Consider the following 16,366-nt stretch of genomic DNA (forward strand, 5'->3'; position numbering starts at 1 on the left):
CAATGACAAAACTGACTCAAGCTGATTTTCAAGCCCGTCGTGATCGTTTAGCCGAACAGATGGGACCACGTAGTATTGCGATTATTGCCACCAATCAGGTGTATATGCGTAACCGTGATGCCGATTACAAATTCCGTGCCGATAGTAGCTTTTTCTATTTAACTGGATTTGCTGAACCTGAAGCTGTGGCAGTGATTGAAACCTTTGATGATCTCGAGGAAGGTTATAGCTATAGCTTGTTCTGCCGTGAACGTGATCGTGACATGGAAATTTGGCATGGTTATCGTGCAGGGGTCGATGGCGCGATTGACGACTTTGAGGCTGATGAAGCCTATGCCATTGAGCTACTTGACGAAGAAATCATTGAGAAGTTTCTCGATAAAGATCAGTTGTATTATCGCGTGGGTCAAAATGCAGCATTTGACGCACGGGTAGCCAAATGGATTGCCAGTGCCAACGGTGAATCACGCCGTGGCACCAGTGCCCCAGAAAAAATTGTGCAACTTGATGCATTATTAGATGAAATGCGCCTGCATAAAGACGCGCAAGAAATTGCCTTAATGCAAATTGCCTCAGACATTTCTGCCCAAGCACATACCCGTGCGATGCAAGCGGTGAAACCGGGCATGATGGAGTATCAGCTGGAAGCTGAGCTCAACTATGTATTTGGTCAACATGGTTGCGTGCCGTCATATAACAGTATTGTCGGTGGTGGTCAAAATGGCTGTATTTTGCATTATGTGGAAAATAACCAAGAGCTGAAAGACGGTGATTTGGTTTTAATTGATGCAGCCTGTGAATATGAACTGTATGCCTCAGACATTACCCGTACTTTCCCAGTGAATGGTAAATTTAGCCCAGAACAAAAAGCCCTGTATAACATTGTATTAGATGCACAAATTGCCGCGATTAATGCAGTACAAGTTGGTAATTCTTATAAAGAGCCGCACCATGTAGCAGTGGATATTTTGGTACAAGGCTTACTTGATCTAGGCATTATGCAAGGCGATAAAGAAAAAATTATTGCCCAAGAAACTTATCGTCAATTTTATATGCATGGTACAGGGCATTGGCTCGGTATGGATGTGCATGACGTTGGACGCTATAAAGTCGATGGTGAATGGCGTAACTACGAAGAAGGTATGGTGGTCACAGTAGAGCCAGGACTTTATATCGCGCCAGACGATGAGACAGTCGATGAAAAATGGCGTGGTATTGGTATTCGTATTGAAGATGATGTAGTGGCAACTGCCAATGGCCCATTGGTACTAACTCAAGCTGTGGTCAAAACAGTAGAAGATATCGAAGCGCTGATGGCGCAAGCATAATAAGACTTTTTTATTTTAGGGAATGCATATGTTGCAACAACAAGTTGTCATCGTTGGTGGTGGAATGGTGGGCTTAAGTTTGGCACTCATGCTGGCCAAAGCTGACATTCATGTGAAGCTGTTAGAAGCGATTTCATATCCAAATTATGATGATGCCAATTTAGCCCCGTATCACTCAAGTTTTGATGCCCGAAATACTGCATTGTCACGTCGTAGTGTACAAATTTATCAAGAATTGGGTTTATGGGATGTCTTGCAACAATATGCCACTCCAATTTTACAAGTGGATATTAGCGAACAAGGCAGTTTTGGTAAGGCACGCTTAATTGCTGAAAAAGAAAAAGTCGAAAGCTTTGGTCAAGTGATTGAAAATGCATGGCTTGGTCGTATTCTACTCAGCCAAGCGCGGCAGCATGCAAATATTGAACTGATTGATGGGGTACAAGTGACCGCATTAACGCAAGATCAAGACCACGCTTACATTGAAGCTAAACGTGCTGATGAAATGTTAAAGATTGCAGCGCCATTGGTGATTGCCGCCGACGGACGTGATTCATTCTGTCGTAAAGCTTTAGGCATTGGTTTTTCTACCCATGAATATGACCAAGTTGCCATTGTCACGACTGTACAAACCTCAAAGCCACATCAACATATTGGTTTTGAACGCTTTAGTGCCTTAGGGCCATTGGCTTTGTTGCCTGTACCGGGTGAATATCGTCGTTCTGTGGTGTGGCCGGTCAAAAAAGGCACCGAGCATGAGTGGCTGGGTGAAGAAAATGATCAGCAGTTCCTAAATGCTTTACAGCAAACCTATGGCGACCGCGCAGGTAAATTTGAAAAAACCGGTAAACGTTTTAGTTATCCATTGTCACAAGTGTTAGCCGAAAAACAAGCCGTGGGGCGTGTGGTATTGATGGGCAATGCAGCGCATACTATTCATCCTGTAGCAGGCCAAGGCTTTAACTTGTGTTTACGTGATGCGTATGTGTTGCGCCGTTTCTTGACCGAGCAATTGGCCGAGCAACGCGATATTGGTGAACCAAGTATGCTCAAAGCTTATGAGCAAGCCAGACTCAAAGATCAACAACGCGTGATCCGTTTTTGTGATTTAGTGGTGCGCGGTTTTAGCAATCAAAATATTATTTTAAAACTGATTCGTAACACAGGTCTTGTGGCATTTGAAACCATTCCGGGCTTTAAACCCTTAGTTGCCAACTATGCCATGGGGCTTAAAGCATGACAGATCAGGTCTTAGACGTTGTCATTATTGGCGGTGGTCTAGTAGGTGGTCTTACTACACTATTGCTGGCGCAGGGCGGGGTACAAGCGACGGTTTTAGATGCAGCGCCTGTGTTGGAGGCTAAACGTGTGTTAGCGCAGCCCAATTCACGGGTGTTGGCTTTAAGCCAAGCTAGTATTCATTTACTTAAAACCGCTGGCGTATGGGCGCATATTGCACGTCACATGCCCTATAGCGGCATGCAGGTGTGGAATAAAAATGGCTATGGTGAGATTATGTTTGGGCAAGCAAGTGCTCAGACGCCGTGGCAAGCGCATATTTTAGGGTCAATGGTTGAGCCAAGCATTTTAAATCTCGCGATTCAAAGCCAAATGCAAAGCGCGGTGCAGGATTACCGTACCCACGTCAAGGTGCTGCGCGTTGAGCAGGGCAATGGCGTCTGGTTTATTCATTTAGCAGATGGCACAAAGCTCACCACCAAGTTAGTGATTGGTGCTGATGGTGCTAATTCCTTTGTGCGTGAACAGGCCTTTATAGACTTAGATGTCTTAGATTATCAACAGGCTGGTTTAAGCTGCGCGATTCGTACCGAAAAGCCACATCAACATGTGGCACGGCAGATCTTTTTAGAAACGGGTCCTTTGGCCTACTTACCTATGGCAAGTTTGCAGCCTGAACAAGACGGCTATTGGCAATCGATTGTTTGGACCTTGCCTGATGACTATGCCGAAGAATATGCCAACTTAGATGATGCTGCATTTTGCCAATTACTCAGCTTAGAAAGTCAGCATATGTTAGGCGCAGTATTACAAGCGACACCGCGTGCGACTTTCCCGCTTAAAGCCCGTGCAGCCAAAACCTATGTACGCGATGGTTTAGCGCTGATTGGGGATGCTGCGCATGTGATTCATCCGTTGGCAGGTCAAGGGGTGAATATTGGTTGCCTTGATGCTGCGGTACTCTGTGATGCCTTATTACGCGATCGTGAACGTGGCGTGTGGGCGCATCTACAAACCTTAAGACATTATGAACATCGACGTAAAGGGCAAAATGAAGCCATGATGCACAGTATGTCGCTACTGGGTTGGCTAGAAACAAGTCGTTTGACCCCTGTGGTTTGGGCACGTAATTTTGGGCTAAAAACCGTTGAGCAGTCTGCGTTAGCTAAAGATTTATTTATGCAGCAAGCGGCCGGTTTAAATGGTTTGAAAAATACTCGTTATGCTATATAGCCTAAGTCACTCGTTTTTTGTGCAGTCATCAAGAAATGGTTACGATTTTGATTAAAAAAAGTACAATTTTGTTACTCATACTACTAGGCGAAAGGCCAATTGCTTGCTAAATTTCTTCATAATTTAAAGATGATGTCATTCTGGGGAGATTATAATGACTGATGCCAATGATTATGATGAAGTAGACGAAATTGCGGTAGACGAAGACGAAGCGAAAGCCGCAGAAAAAGGCGCGAGTGTCAGTGAAGATGCACCAAGCGATACAGATCTTGCTGAAGCAGAAACACTCACTGTAACGGCGAAACAAAAGCAACGCCAAGCTTTAGAAGATGAAGTGGCAGCATTCTTAGCACGGGGTGGTCGTATCACCGAAGTGCCTGCCGATGAAAATGTACGTGACTAAAAAAAGCCTCGCAATTGCGAGGCCTTTTTTTATGCTTTGTCGGTGAGCTCTAGTGCACGTTGATAAGCGACTTTCTTTTTAATACCCGTTAAATCGGCTGCCAACTGCGAAGCAGCTTTGACCGATAAATCTTGCAATAAACGCGTTAATAATTGATCGAGTTTTTCTTGTTCTAAATCTTTTTCAACTGTAGCACCACCAATGACTAACACAATTTCACCCTTTTGCTGATGATGGTCATTCTTAATAAATTCTACCAAGTCAGCCAAAGTCATTTTTTTAATGGTTTCAAAGGTTTTGGTAATCTCACGCGCAAAACCTACAGGACGATCGCCACCGAATACATCTGCCATATCTTGTACACAATCTAAAATACGATGTGGCGCTTCATAAATAATTAAAGTTTGTGTTTCATCTTTTAAACGATTGAGATGTAACAAGCGTTGAGATTGCTTAGAGGGCAAAAAACCTTCAAAACTAAAGCGGTCACTTGGTAGGCCCACAGCGCTTAGGGCAGCAATGGCTGCACATGCCCCAGGGACAGGAATCACACGAATACCGTTTTCTTGTGCGGCCCGTACCAATTTAAAACCCGGATCGCTAATCAAAGGCGTTCCTGCATCACTAATGAGCGCCATGTTTTCACCATTTAATAAACGCTGAATCAGCAAATCAATCTTGTTGCTTTCATTGTGCTCATGACAGGCGGTCAAAGGCGTATTAATATTAAAATGTTTCAGCAGTTGCGCTGAGGTGCGGGTATCTTCAGCGGCAATAATAGTGACCGACTTTAATACGTCAATCGCACGATAGGTGATGTCATCTAAATGCCCAATTGGCGTAGCGACCACAAATAACTGAGCACTCATGCAACTCTCCTCAACAATAAAAATACAGGCAATCGGCTATTTTACCCGAAAATAGTGCCTGAGAGGGTGTAGATTACAGGCAATTGCTAAGGAACAAGGAATGAGCTTCAACCAAATGTTGGGTCAATGGGCAGAACAACACGCCCAAACTTACTTAGAACGGCACGGTTTTAAGATGCTACAGCGCAATTATCATAGCCGTTTTGGTGAAATTGATTTAATTATGACCCGTCAAGATGAATTAATTTTTGTGGAAGTCAAAGCGCGTCAACCTACGCAGTGGGGAATGGCCAATGAAGTCATTAGCCGCGCCAAACAAGGCAAAATTATGCATACCGCTTTATTGTTTTTACAGCAATATCCACAATTTAACTCATATGCACTGCGTTTTGATGTGATTTGTATCGACTTTTTACAACCTATTGCAAAAATACCACAGCAGTCATTTTTGCCTAGCGCTTATGATTTGGCTTGGATTGAAAATGCTTTTACTTTTGATACAAACTTGATTAGGCTTTGAAAATGTTGACAATAACAAGTGGACGAGGAGACGGATCGCGTGTTTAGCCGTATTGCTGTAACTGTAGTATGTGTGGCCAGTTTATCTGGCTGTGCGAGTTTTATTTCTCAAGGCACAGGCAGTGCGCCTGTGGGTGTGGACAGTGGCGCGCGTTCGCTGGGTCAAGTATTTATTGACTCTTCAATTGAACGTACAGCAAAAATTAATCTGTATAAGCTCGATGCCCGTTTTAATCAATCCCGTGTCAATGTTGAAAGCTTTCATGGCAATGTACTTTTAACTGGCCAAGTGCCTGATCAGCATTTAAAACAATTGGCAGAAGACAATGTACGCGCCATGACTGATGTAAAAACCGTACATAATTTTATTACGGTGGGCAGCCAAATTGGTTATAGCACCATTATGCAAGACACCACTGTAACCGCTAATACCCGTGGCTTACTGATGAAAGCACCTGTGGTGGCAGATTCTAAAGTACGTGTACATACTGAAAATGGCGTCTTGTATGTGATGGGACGCTTAAATAGCCCTGAAATTGAAGACTTGAATCGAGTGTTACAGCAAGTTGGTAACGTGAGTAAAATTGTGACCTTGGTGGATAATATTGAACAACAAGCCAATAGTAACAGTAATTATTTAACTGCCCCAGTGTCACAACCAAGTGTTGCTACACCTGTTGCGATTGACCCTGAACAGCAAGAGCCAAGCTATGGGCTCTAAATTGAATTTACATCAATTTAAGCAAAAATTTGCTATAGCACGCGAGCGCTACAAAGATTTTCGTCTTTATGATTTGGGCACTTACGCAGTCAATCATTTTGTTGCGAAAACAGGTTATCAGCTACAAAGTGACATCAAATATGGGCAAGCCACACGGCAAATGCTGGATTTATATGTCACTCACCAACCTCGGCCAAGCCAGCCTTTACTGGTATTTGTACATGGTGGGGCATGGTCACATGGGGATAAACAAGATTATCGCTTTGTCGGGGCGGCTTTTGCTGAGCAAGGCTTTCATGTGGCGGTGATTAACTATCACCTCGCACCCGCCCATATTTTTCCAAGCTCAATTGATGATTTAAGCTTGGCTTTAAACTATTTGCATGCCCAGCAACAGCAGCATCAGATTTCTACACAAAATATTGTGCTAATGGGACATTCCGCAGGGGCATTTAATGTCATGTCGGCGCTTTATCATCCTACACCGTATACACTGGCATGTAGAGAGAATATTCGCGCCGTCATTGGTTTGGCAGGGCCATATCATTTTGACTATAAAGGTGATCCTTTATGTGCGGATGCTTTTGATCAAACGCTGCATTATCGCCATGTCATGCCTTATTATTTTGTTGAAGCGAATACTATTCAACATTACTTATTTGTGGCAGCCAATGACAGCATCGTGCATCCTAAAAATGCCATTGATTTTGATCAAGCACTGAAAGCCAAAGGCAATCATAGTGCCATTATTACTGTGCCGCGTACTGGGCATATTAGTTTGATGGGGTCGGTGGCACCGCTGTTTTGCCGCTATTTTTCTACCCAGAAGCAGATTCTAGAGGCTTTAGATCAAGCATTGCCTTAAAGCCAAGCTTTGCTGTCGTCTGCTACAGGATGACCTTGCGTGACATGCATGATCATGGCATGCGCAATACTGCCTGCAAATGGAATTTCAGGCAGTTGATCAAATTTAAAGAAAGCTGCATCGGCAATTTCTTCTTCTTGTAATTGAAGTTCGCCGCCGGCGTATTCTGCACGAAATGCTAACATTAAATTACTGGGAAAGGGCCATGGCTGACTGGCCAAATATTGCAAGTTTTTCACTTCAATACCCACTTCTTCTAAAGTTTCACGGCGTACCGCTTCTTCTAAAGTTTCACCAACTTCGACAAAACCTGCAATCAAACCATATACAGGGCGTGGATTACGTGCATTACGTGCCAGTAACACTTCGTCATCACCCCGAGTAATAATCGTAATCACACAAGGTTGCACCCGTGGATATTGATGGTAATTGCAACTTGGGCAAATCATGGCAAATTCTTTGCTATGAGGCACCGTTTTGTTGCCACAATGGCTGCAAAACTTATGATTACGACGCCACTCTAGAAGTTGTACAGCACGGCTAGCATCCTCAAACTGCTTGCTATTCCAGAGGGTAAGCAATTGACGAATGGGCACCAATTGCAAACCTTCAGGAATGCTTTCATCGGGCAGTAAGTCACGGGCAATCACATCCTTGCCCGTATTTAAATCCAAATCGCTGCTGAGTCTTTCAACTTCAGGCAATTGAAAATTTTGATCGACTAACAGCTGTTGTTGATGAAAGATATAAGCGATTGACATTAGGCAACATTCTTCAGTTTTTGACTACTTTGTAATGCTACATCAAACATGTTATGCAGAACAGGTTGTTTATTTTTCAAATTGTCAATCCACATATCAGCACTTGCTAAAGGCTCAAGCAAAGCATCCATTTCAGTTGGATGAATAGGCTGCTGTGCTGCTAAACGTGCTTGGATAAAATCAGCAGTAAGGCTCAATGAACGTTGACCTGATGTTGCATTAAGGAACAATAAGGCACCCCCAATTTCACGTAATTGCGATGGAATCGCTTCTAAGGTGCTTAAGTCTTGGCTTTGTAAATATTGGACTAAACTTTGACTAGACAGCTCAATCAAGGCTTTGGTCTCATTGAGTAAAACTTCATGCGCTTCATCTAAACGATCTAAAGAGATGTTCATGTTGTTAACGCTAAGTTGTAAACGACTAGAGGTATGTTGGCGCTCTAAAATTCCAATGGAGTTCATGGTTGATTGAATACAATTCATGACTTGCTGCGCAAAGTTTGGATCTTTTAAATGGCTTGGATTAAGTGATTGGGCTTGACGACGTAGTTCTTGAGCGGCGTCTTTTAAATTTAGCACCATAAAGATATTGGCCAGTTCATGGAATTTGGCCGACAATTCTTGGGCTTTCTCAGGTGACATATTTTGATAGTTGTATTCAATGTCATTGCGTAGTTGGCTAATTTCTTGGCTAACCAATTCAGTCATGGTATGGATAGTATTAAAATCTGGACCATATAAATGACGGCTAAAGACCTGTAGTTGTGTATCGCTAAGCAAATCTTCACTAGCACCAAGTTGCTCACGGATATGCTGGGACATTGGCGTTTCTTGGCTCAGACACAAGCTTAAAACATTCGCCACTTGATCCAAAGGAGCTTGATAGCGCTGTGGCGCTGCTAAAAACGCTGCAATATTACGCTCAATGGCAATCATGCTCTGTAAACGTGGTCCATTTAAAGACAGTTGCTCAATAGAGTTAAATGCCACCAATAACAGCTGCCAATATTGATGGCTTGGGGTATTCGTGCTCATAGAGGCAAGATAAGCGGCCACGATTTTGATGGCTTGTAAATCAAGTGCTTTGTGTTGCTCAGTCAGCAGTTTAACCAAAGAGAGTTTGTAAAGACGTTGTACATAGCCTGATTTTTCTAAATCTGGTGCATCCGGTAAACGAAAGTTTGGGGTGACACAGGCCAATAAAGGTGCCAGTTGATGACCTTCTTGCGTAAGTGGACGGCCAAGGGCAAGTTCTAGGCGATTGAGCGTGGCCAATAAAAACTGTGGAATCTGTACTTCACGTAGGCAAATAAACTCAATATAACGTTTGAGTAAACTGGTTCCATCACTTAACGCCACCACATCCGGTAGATGGATATCATCCGGTTGGTGCATAATTTTACGCATTAATTCAGCACAATATTGTGCAAGGTTTGCCACACTTGGCATGTCAATCAGGGCCAAAACTTGGGCACATTGTTCAAATTGATTCAGCGCGTCTTCAATGCCAAAAGGTAGGTTTTGATCTTCAACTAAGCTACTAACAGCAGCTTCAACCAGATCAATTGAGCTATCTACTTCATTTTTTATTATTAGTAGGGCTGTTGGGTCAAAGTGAATAGAGGTTTGGTAAGACATGGATCTGCACCTATCCTAAAAGTTTTATCCGTAAAGGTATGCTCACACATACTGTTTGTTTATTGCTTTCACTATAACGTAACTCCTTTGTATTTAAATACAAAAGAGTTACAAATATTGCAGTTTTATTTAGCAAAAAAGCAAGGTTGACCATGCTTTTCTAAATATTTATTGACCCAGTTCTCATGTTGTTCTAATTCATGACTAGAAGGTAAAATCACCGGCAAACCATCTCCTTCAACTACTCGGCCACCGCCAGCATTATATTCTTCGCTGTGAGAGAGTGCTTCAATATCAAAGGCAACCTGACCGCCAGTCATGGCCAAATACACGTCGGCTAAGATTTCGGCATCGAGTAAGGCACCGTGGAAGGTACGGTCACGCTCTGGAATTTCATAACGACGCACTAAAGCATCAAGTGAGTTTTTTTGCCCCGGATGTTTGGCTTTGGCCATAGCCAAGGTATCAGTGACGCTACAGACAGCAGACAACTTGCCTAAACCGACCCGCTCAAACTCCATGTCTAAGAAATTCATATCGAAGTTTGCGTTATGGGCAATAATTTCAGCGCCTTTTAAATAGTCGTATAAGACATCCGCAATTTCGGCATATTTAGGTTTGTCTTTTAAAAATTCATCAGAAATACCATGAATATTTTCTGATTCACCCACGGGTTTTTCTGGATTGATATAAATATGAATCGAGCGACCGGTCAGTTTGCGATTAATCATTTCAATTGCACCGACTTCCACAATGCGGTCACCATCTTGGAAATAAAAACCGGTGGTTTCAGTATCTAAAATGAGCTGACGTGGGCCATGTAAATCGAGTTTGGCCTCAGTCATGACAATCTGTGGATGAACTGCTGAATGAGCTTTAGGCTCGGTTTCGGTTTCGGTTTCGGTTTCGGTTTCGGTTTCGGTTTCGGTTTCGGTTTCGGTTTCGGTTTCGGTTTCGGTTTCGGTTTCTGGCTCAAATTGGTCTTCGGCATCAAACATATCTTCTGCCAAATCAAAGCCAAAAGGGTCATCTAAGAGCCAATCCTGTTCAGCTGCAGGTGCTGTTGGAGCTATGAGGGGTGTAGTGCTTTGACCTTGTGCAGTTTGGTCTGCGCCTAAATTGGCCAGTTGATCGGCCATTTCATTGCCGGCATGTCCAGCATGACCTTTGACCCAATGCCATTCAATACTGCGGCCTTGGCAAATTTGATCTAGTGCTTGCCAAAGATCTGGATTTTTAACGCCTTTCCAATTTTTCTTTTTCCAGCCCACAATCCATTCGGTAATACCTTTTTGTACATAGGTCGAATCCGTCCACATGATCAAGTGCGCCTCTTTGGGGCAAGCACGAATGCCTTCAATCGCAGCGGTAAGCTCCATGCGATTGTTGGTGGTATTATGTTCACCACCACAGAGTTTTTTCTCAGACTGATCAGCATAAATGAGATAGGCACCCCAGCCACCTAGGCCAGGATTGCCGCGACAGGCGCCATCTACATATAAAGTGATTGTTTCAGTCATAACTTGATCCGTAGGCAAAAACAGCAGAATTTAGAACTCGACATTGTAAACCGAAAAGTCAGAGCGTGTTGTGCTTGCATACATTTAAGCGGAGTTTTTTTAAATTCTTGTAACATTAATCCTCAAATCGCGCTAAATTATCCGCTTGAGTCTGGGGCATGCTCCTCTACAATGACCACTCTCAACAATAATTTTAGTCGTAGTTTTGGATTCTGTTTATGTATAAAGCAACCACGCAGCTGTGGCAGTCAAAAGGACCTTTTTTTAAACTGACCGTATTGGGTTCAGCGTTGGTTGCATTAGGAATCAGCGGTTGTTCGTCCGCACCTTCAGCATCATCCACTAAAGCACAACAATCACAGATGCTCGGTGCCACAGGCATGGATGGCTTAGAAGACTTACTCTCGGCAACCGATATGCGTGCTGTAGAAGGCGACCGCTTGTTGGTATTAAAGCATGGCGACGTCTGGAAGCGTATGCTGGTCGGTTTTAAAATGGATTTAAGCCGAAGCGATGCACGCATTAATGCTCAGCGTGGTTGGTTTATTTCGCGTCAACCTTATATTGATCGATTAAGCGCCCGTGCCTCACGCTATTTGTACCATACGGTTAAGGAAGCGGAGCGCCGTGGTTTACCTACAGAACTGGCTTTATTACCTATTATTGAAAGTTCATATGACCCAGCAGCCACCAGTTCGGCAGCAGCAGCAGGGCTGTGGCAGTTTATTCCAAGTACCGGTAAGATTTATGGTTTAAAACAAACCAGTCAATATGATGGTCGTCGTGATGTGGTGGAATCCACCCGCGCAGCATACGAGTTTTTAGGGAGTTTATATAACCAGTTTGGTTCATGGGAATTGGCACTGGCTTCATATAATGCAGGCCCAGGTCGTATTCAACAAGCCATTAACCGTAACAAGGCTGCAGGTTTACCTACCGATTATTGGTCACTGAAATTACCGCAAGAAACCATGTATTACGTACCGCGCTTTATTGCGGTGGCACAAATTATTAAAAATCCAAGTGCCTATAATGTGACCTTGCCGCCAATTGCTAACCGTCCGCACTTTAGAGAAATTCAGGTTGGCCCAGTGGCACTCAATGATATTGCCCGTATTACTGGCCTTAGCCGTGCTGAGTTATATCAACTTAACCCAGGCCATCGTGGTGAACATATTGATGCCAGCAGCCCAATGCGAATTTTAATTCCAGCTGATCTGAGTCCCACAATTGATGCACGTTTAAAAACCCTGCATAGCGGTAGTATGTTGGCAAGCACACAAGCTAAAGCACCAAGTGGTTCATTTAAGGCTGTGACACCTACCAAGACAACACAACCACCGGTTTTAGCCAATACACAAAAACCGACCAGTACCGCAGTAACATCGACCCCAAGCACGACAACAGCAAGCACAACACGCACCACCACGCCTCAAGGCTCGGCTGCTTTAGCTGCGTTTGCTGCCAATACGGATATTCCAAGTGCACCGCGTATTCCTGTAGCGGTGACTCCTGCTGCCAATGTGCAGCCAGTGCGTACCGAACCTGCGATTAGTTCGCAAGAGCGTGAACAAATCTTAGCGGCAGTACGCGCTGAGGGTGACAATAAAACTGTGGATGAGGTGTTAAAACCTGTTGCCTCACAAGCTGAACAAGCCCAAGTGGTGGCTGAGCTCAAACAACTGGCGCCACAAGGCACCGAAATTGTTGATCCAGTGGATGGTAAAATTAAGCTCACCGCTTTACAAACCAGTCAATCCATTGCTGAACAAAGTGGTCAAGAGCTGACCAAAGGTTTCTCTTATCCAAAAGGGGTGGCCGAAAATACCGGTCCAAGTTCTGTGGAAGCACAGTTAAACCAAGGCAAGACCATCATTAAAACCGAGTCTGATGTGGTTGTTGTGGCACCAAAAGGTAAACGTTCGACTTATGTGGTGATGCCAGGGGACAACCTGCAAATGATTGCCATGAAACATGGGGTCAACTGGCGTGATGTGGCAAAATGGAACCAAATTGCTGACAACGCCGTGTTATATGTGGGAACCACCATTTATTTATACGATGCTAAACCACAATCACCTGTACTGGAAAAACCTCAACCAAAAACTGTACCCAATAGCTATACGGTACGTGCCAACGATACTTTAACTGGCATTGCCAATGAATATGGTTTGAGTCTAAAAGAGTTAGCAGATTACAATAATTTAAGCGTGACCAGTGGTATTTATACTGGTCAAAAATTGCAGCTTAAACTAAATACATCAAGTAAAGCCAAGCTTGAAGGAGAAAAAACTGCTTCGAGCAAAAGTAGTATAAAAACCAAAACGTATACTGTACAGCGTGGTGAGTATCTAGGCGTATTGGCAGCGCGTTATGGTTTGAGTAATCAGGCCTTGGCAGATTTAACCCCAGGTTTAAGCGCAAGCAGTAATTTGATGGCGGGACAAAAAATTAATGTGCCAGTCAATGCTGTTGCCACAGCAGTCAAAGAAGAAAATCAGGCTGTTCAAGAAACTGTTAAAGAGGCTAAGTTTGAGCCAAGTTACAACGTTGAGTCTTATAGCGTGCAACGTGGCGACAGCTTATACAGTATTGCCCAGCAAGCCAAAATTTCTGTGACTGAATTGGCGGCCTTAAATCAGCTCAGTACGAATGCGAGTTTACGTGCAGGCCAAAGTTTAACAGTGCCTGCAGGCTATACACTGCCTGAAAGTTACACCGTGCAATCAGGCGATACTTTAAGTGGCATCGCGAGTCGTTATAATTTAACCGTGGACTATATTGCCAATCTTAATGCTATTCAGCGCAGTAACGGTTTACGCGCAGGCCAGCGTTTGCGATTGACCGGTGAAGCACCAGCCAAAGTTGAAAACACAAGCAAAACAACGATAGCCAATAAAACCGCCACCACAGTGAAAATGCCTGAGGTCTATGTGGTCCAATCGGGCGATAACCTGAGTAGTATTGCTGCCAAATATCATCTGCAAGTCAGCTACTTAATGCAGCTCAATAATTTAACCAGTAGTAGTGTGCGGGTCGGGCAGCGTTTAAAACTCGATGGTGAGATTGAAGCGCGAGACAGCAAAGCTGATCAAGTGGCAACGCCAATAGCCACTAAAACCGTGATTAAAAGCACCAATACTGAAACTCATACGGTCAAAGCAGGTGAATCACTATATGCTATTGCCAATCGTTTAGGTATCTCGGTTTCCGAGTTGGCCAGCTTAAATAATTTGAGCAGCAATGCGAGTTTACGTGTGGGGCAAAGCATTCACATTCCGAAAAAATTCAGTGATTACCGTGTCAAAAGCGGGGATACCTTAATTGGTTTAGCAGGGCGTTATGGCTTAGATCAAACTGCTTTGGCTGAGTTGAATAATCTGACCCCAAATGCGCAGCTGCGTATTGGTCAAGTCATTCAAGTTCCAAATCTCTAAGGCATAGCGATGCGCTGGTTGGCTTATGTGGCTTTGGTTGTGGCAGCTCCCTTGCAGGCTGCCATGCAAACGACGCCTTATATTGCGCTGCATGGTCAGCCGCAATATAGCGGGCGTAGTGCCATGCCCTATGCCAATCCTCATGCACCTAAAGGCGGCTACTTAACGACAGCCGCCAATGGCACTTTTGATAATCTCAATAGTATGAATGGTAAGGGCAGTGCGGCAGATGGGGTCAATTATTTATTTGATAGCCTGATGAGTTCATCCTTAGATGAACCGGGGGTGATGTATCCGTTACTTGCGGAACGGGTCAGTTTTGATCCGAAAAACTTAACTACCGTCACTTTTGATTTAAATCCTAAAGCCAAGTTTAGTGATGGCTCCGCACTCACCGCACATGATGTAAAATTTACCTTTGATGCCTATTTAACCAAATCTAATCCTGGTTTACAGATGTATTTGTCAGATTTGGCACGGGTTGAGGTGTTGGGACGCCATCAAGTGCGTATGCATTTAAAATCTAAACATAACAGTGAAATGCCGCTAATTTTGGCGCAAATGCCCATTTATGCCGCCAAAGATTGGCAAAAGCGCGATTTTAGCCGCATTACCATGCAACCAATGTTAGGCTCTGGGCCGTATGTGATTGAAAAAATTGATGCGGGACGCAGTATCAGTTATAAACGCAACCCCAATTATTGGGGCAAAGATTTAGCGGTCAATCAAGGTCGTTATAATTTTGACCGAATTAAATACGTGTATTACCGCAACTTAGATGTGGCGTTTGAAGGCTTTAAATCCGGTCAATATACCTTGCATGAAGAATATACTGCACGTAAATGGGTCACGGAATATAATTTTCCTGCCATCAAGCAAGGCATGGTGGTCAAATATCGCTTCCAGCATCAAAACCCAATTGCAACGCAAAGCTTTGTGTTTAATACCCGCCGTAAAGCCATGCAAGATATTCGTTTCCGCCAAGCGCTAAGCTATGCCTATGACTTTGAATGGCAAAATAAAGCCTTGTTTTATGGGCAATATCAACGACTACAAAGCTATTTTAGCAATAGTGAACTTGAAGCCAAAGGCACGCCAAGTCAGGCAGAGCTTGCGATTTTAAAACCCTATTTAAGCAAGCTGCATCCAATTCAGCGCCAAGGGGTGCTTGCCAATTGGCGTTATTCGGTTTCAGATGCCAGTGGTTTTAACCGCAATAATTTACTCACCGCGCGTAGCTTATTACTCAAAGCCGGTTATCGTTTCCAAAATGGCAAATTGCATGACCCCAAAGGTCAGCCGATTGTCTTAGAATTTTTAATTCATCAAGATGGTTTACAGCGTACCTTAATGCCGTTTGTACGCAACCTCAAACGTTTGGGTATTCAAGTCAATATTCGGCATGTTGATGTACCGCAATATATTGAGCGTATGCGGCGTAGCGATTTTGATATGACCACCAATGTGTTGCCGCAGTCTTTAAATCCGGGCAATGAACAAGCCCAGTTTTGGAGCTCCAAAGCCGCTGATGAGCCGGGCAATTACAATTATGCAGGCATTAAAAATCCGGTGATTGATGATGCCATTCAACAGCTGATTCGTGCGCCAAATCGTGAGCAATTGGTGTTACGCACTAAAGTGCTGGATCGTTTATTGCGGGCAGGTTTTTACCAAATTCCGACTTATGGTAAAGGCGAAAATTGGCTAGCTTATTGGAATATGTATCAACAACCCAAACAAAAACCAAAATTATCGACCGGCATTGATTATTGGTGGAGCGATGCCCAACAAGCCGCTAAAGTACGCCAATATTTAGGTCAGAAATAATAAA

The 16,366-nt window shown here is 43.7% G+C and carries 13 protein-coding genes; 9 read left to right on the forward strand and 4 right to left on the reverse strand.

The window, feature by feature from the left end; all coding sequences use genetic code 11:
* Positions 1–2: 2 nt before the first annotated feature.
* From pepP to AC5YCI_RS05665, 4 genes are all read left to right on the forward strand, one after another.
* The gene (pepP, locus tag AC5YCI_RS05650) at positions 3–1,328 is read left to right on the forward strand and encodes a Xaa-Pro aminopeptidase (RefSeq protein WP_496128655.1); all 1,326 of its coding nucleotides are present in this window, start codon (positions 3–5) and stop codon (positions 1,326–1,328) included.
* Between the two features lie 31 nt (positions 1,329–1,359).
* Positions 1,360–2,568 carry a 2-octaprenyl-6-methoxyphenyl hydroxylase gene (gene ubiH, locus AC5YCI_RS05655; protein WP_496128778.1) on the forward strand — a complete coding sequence of 403 codons (1,209 nt, stop codon included), beginning with the start codon at positions 1,360–1,362 and terminating at the stop codon, positions 2,566–2,568.
* A complete protein-coding gene (locus tag AC5YCI_RS05660; RefSeq protein ID WP_496128654.1) occupies positions 2,565–3,800 on the forward strand; it encodes an FAD-dependent monooxygenase in 1,236 nt (411 codons plus the stop codon). Before ubiH ends, AC5YCI_RS05660 begins: the two co-directional genes overlap by 4 nt.
* A 154-nt stretch (positions 3,801–3,954) precedes the next feature.
* Positions 3,955–4,203 (forward strand): hypothetical protein, encoded by a 249-nt coding sequence (locus AC5YCI_RS05665; RefSeq protein WP_496128653.1) that lies wholly within the window; start codon positions 3,955–3,957, stop codon positions 4,201–4,203.
* Positions 4,204–4,232: 29 nt separating this feature from the next.
* Here AC5YCI_RS05665 and rsmI read toward each other — a convergent pair whose 3' ends face one another.
* Positions 4,233–5,072: a 16S rRNA (cytidine(1402)-2'-O)-methyltransferase gene (gene rsmI, locus AC5YCI_RS05670; RefSeq protein ID WP_496128652.1), complete on the reverse strand. Its 840-nt coding sequence runs from the start codon at positions 5,070–5,072 to the stop codon at positions 4,233–4,235.
* 100 nt (positions 5,073–5,172) lie between these two features.
* Here rsmI and AC5YCI_RS05675 point away from each other — a divergent pair, with 100 nt between their 5' ends.
* The 3 genes from AC5YCI_RS05675 to AC5YCI_RS05685 are packed head-to-tail and all read left to right on the forward strand — an operon-like array spanning position 5,173 to position 7,177.
* Positions 5,173–5,592, forward strand: coding sequence for a YraN family protein (locus AC5YCI_RS05675; RefSeq protein ID WP_496128651.1), 420 nt, complete (start codon positions 5,173–5,175; stop codon positions 5,590–5,592).
* 39 nt (positions 5,593–5,631) lie between these two features.
* The gene (locus tag AC5YCI_RS05680; RefSeq protein WP_496128777.1) at positions 5,632–6,312 is read left to right on the forward strand and encodes a BON domain-containing protein; all 681 of its coding nucleotides are present in this window, start codon (positions 5,632–5,634) and stop codon (positions 6,310–6,312) included.
* Positions 6,302–7,177 carry an alpha/beta hydrolase gene (locus AC5YCI_RS05685; protein ID WP_496128650.1) on the forward strand — a complete coding sequence of 292 codons (876 nt, stop codon included), beginning with the start codon at positions 6,302–6,304 and terminating at the stop codon, positions 7,175–7,177. The genes AC5YCI_RS05680 and AC5YCI_RS05685 overlap by 11 nt, the downstream gene beginning before the upstream one ends.
* Here AC5YCI_RS05685 and nudC read toward each other — a convergent pair.
* The 3 genes from nudC to dnaQ form a co-directional block, all read right to left on the reverse strand.
* Positions 7,174–7,938, reverse strand: a complete 765-nt coding sequence (gene nudC / locus AC5YCI_RS05690; protein WP_496128649.1) for an NAD(+) diphosphatase — start codon at positions 7,936–7,938, stop codon at positions 7,174–7,176. The genes AC5YCI_RS05685 and nudC overlap by 4 nt on opposite strands.
* On the reverse strand, positions 7,938–9,578 hold the full coding sequence (locus AC5YCI_RS05695; protein ID WP_496128648.1) for a chemotaxis protein: 1,641 nt from the start codon (positions 9,576–9,578) through the stop codon (positions 7,938–7,940). The genes nudC and AC5YCI_RS05695 overlap by 1 nt, the downstream gene beginning before the upstream one ends.
* A 125-nt stretch (positions 9,579–9,703) precedes the next feature.
* Positions 9,704–11,098: a DNA polymerase III subunit epsilon gene (gene dnaQ / locus AC5YCI_RS05700; RefSeq protein ID WP_496175280.1), complete on the reverse strand. Its 1,395-nt coding sequence runs from the start codon at positions 11,096–11,098 to the stop codon at positions 9,704–9,706.
* A 218-nt stretch (positions 11,099–11,316) separates the two neighbouring features.
* On the opposite strand from dnaQ, the gene AC5YCI_RS05705 reads away from it, so the two are divergent.
* Both AC5YCI_RS05705 and AC5YCI_RS05710 read left to right on the forward strand, forming a co-directional pair.
* Entirely contained in the window at positions 11,317–14,535 is a 3,219-nt protein-coding gene (locus tag AC5YCI_RS05705) for a lytic transglycosylase (protein WP_496128646.1), read from the forward strand.
* A 9-nt stretch (positions 14,536–14,544) separates the two neighbouring features.
* Entirely contained in the window at positions 14,545–16,362 is a 1,818-nt protein-coding gene (locus tag AC5YCI_RS05710) for an extracellular solute-binding protein (protein WP_496128645.1), read from the forward strand.
* Positions 16,363–16,366 lie beyond the last annotated feature (4 nt).

The sequence above is a fragment of the Acinetobacter sp. CY17 genome (assembly GCF_059515825.1).

What these genes read in the sequence shown, in the direction of transcription:
- AC5YCI_RS05695 (WP_496128648.1), bottom strand. Translation starts at nt 9,578, where the DNA reads ATGTCTTACCAAACCTCTATTCACTTTGACCCAACAGCCCTACTAATA.
- AC5YCI_RS05685 (WP_496128650.1), top strand. Translation starts at nt 6,302, where the DNA reads ATGGGCTCTAAATTGAATTTACATCAATTTAAGCAAAAATTTGCTATA.
- AC5YCI_RS05665 (WP_496128653.1), top strand. Translation starts at nt 3,955, where the DNA reads ATGACTGATGCCAATGATTATGATGAAGTAGACGAAATTGCGGTAGAC.
- dnaQ (WP_496175280.1), bottom strand. Translation starts at nt 11,098, where the DNA reads ATGACTGAAACAATCACTTTATATGTAGATGGCGCCTGTCGCGGCAAT.
- AC5YCI_RS05710 (WP_496128645.1), top strand. Translation starts at nt 14,545, where the DNA reads ATGCGCTGGTTGGCTTATGTGGCTTTGGTTGTGGCAGCTCCCTTGCAG.
- AC5YCI_RS05660 (WP_496128654.1), top strand. Translation starts at nt 2,565, where the DNA reads ATGACAGATCAGGTCTTAGACGTTGTCATTATTGGCGGTGGTCTAGTA.
- rsmI (WP_496128652.1), bottom strand. Translation starts at nt 5,072, where the DNA reads ATGAGTGCTCAGTTATTTGTGGTCGCTACGCCAATTGGGCATTTAGAT.
- pepP (WP_496128655.1), top strand. Translation starts at nt 3, where the DNA reads ATGACAAAACTGACTCAAGCTGATTTTCAAGCCCGTCGTGATCGTTTA.
- AC5YCI_RS05705 (WP_496128646.1), top strand. Translation starts at nt 11,317, where the DNA reads ATGTATAAAGCAACCACGCAGCTGTGGCAGTCAAAAGGACCTTTTTTT.
- AC5YCI_RS05675 (WP_496128651.1), top strand. Translation starts at nt 5,173, where the DNA reads ATGAGCTTCAACCAAATGTTGGGTCAATGGGCAGAACAACACGCCCAA.
- nudC (WP_496128649.1), bottom strand. Translation starts at nt 7,938, where the DNA reads ATGTCAATCGCTTATATCTTTCATCAACAACAGCTGTTAGTCGATCAA.